Annotated in this window: 1 protein-coding gene; it reads left to right on the top strand. The window is 63.2% G+C overall.

Annotated features, from left to right (window positions below):
• Positions 1 to 955: amino acid--tRNA ligase-related protein (locus EN884_RS36730; protein ID WP_348633002.1), on the top strand; the 955-nt coding region annotated here is incomplete at its 5' end.
• Positions 956 to 1,083: the final 128 nt, after the last annotated feature.

The following is a 1,083-nucleotide window of genomic DNA, read 5'->3' as shown; positions in this document are numbered from 1 at the left end:
TGATGTGGCCATGCGCAAATACGGCTCCGACAAGCCGGACCTGCGCAACCCGATCGAGATGCAGGCCGTCTCCGATCATTTTCGCGATTCCGGCTTCAAGGTGTTCGCCAACATCCTGGCCAGCGACCCGAAGGCCGAAGTGTGGGGCATTCCCGCCAAGACCGGCGGCAGCCGCGCCTTCTGCGACCGCATGAATTCCTGGGCGCAGGGCGAGGGCCAGCCGGGGCTGGGCTATATCTTCTGGCGCAAGGAGGGCGACAAGCTCGAAGGCGCCGGTCCGCTCGCCAAGAACATCGGCGAGGAGCGCACCGAGGCGATCCGCCTTCAGCTCGGCCTTGCCGATGGCGACGCCGCCTTCTTCGTTGCCGGCGACCCGAAGAAGTTCGTCTCCTTCGCGGGGGCTGCGCGCACCCGTGCCGGCGAGGAGCTGAACCTTGTCGACCGCGAGCGTTTCGAGCTGTGCTGGATCGTCGACTTCCCGTTCTTCGAGTGGAACGAGGAAGAGAAGAAGATCGACTTCGCCCACAACCCGTTCTCGATGCCGCAAGGTGGCATCGATGCGCTGAATGGCGAGGACCTGCTCGGCATCAAGGCGTTCCAGTACGACATGGTCTGCAACGGTTTCGAGATCGCCTCAGGCGGTATCCGCAACCATCTGCCCGAAACCATGGTCAAGGCGTTCGAGACGGTAGGGCTGGACCGCGCCACGGTCGAGGAGCGCTTCGGCGGCCTCTATCGTGCCTTCCAGTATGGCGCACCGCCGCATGGCGGCATGGCCGCCGGCGTCGACCGCGTCGTCATGCTGCTGCTCGGCGCCAAGAACCTGCGTGAGATCACCATGTTCCCGATGAACCAGCAGGCCTATGATCTGTTGATGAATGCACCCTCGGAAGCGAGCCCGCAGCAGCTTCGCGACCTGGCGCTGCGCGTTGCCGTGCCCAAGAAGGACGCCTGATCGCGCGCTTTGGGCGATGCTTTAAAGAACCGCCCGAACCGATTCTTTCGATTCGCTAATCCCAAGAAAAAGCCCGGCATCGCTGCCGGGCTTTTCGCATAGCGAGATCGCTTCGATCAGTCTTCGTT

Origin of the sequence: Mesorhizobium sp. M7A.F.Ca.AU.001.01.1.1 (genome assembly GCF_004022735.1) — a bacterium.
Lineage (GTDB): Bacteria > Pseudomonadota > Alphaproteobacteria > Rhizobiales > Rhizobiaceae > Mesorhizobium > Mesorhizobium ciceri.
Note: the sequence above shows the minus strand (reverse complement) of the source record. Positions and strands in the feature narration are given on the sequence as shown.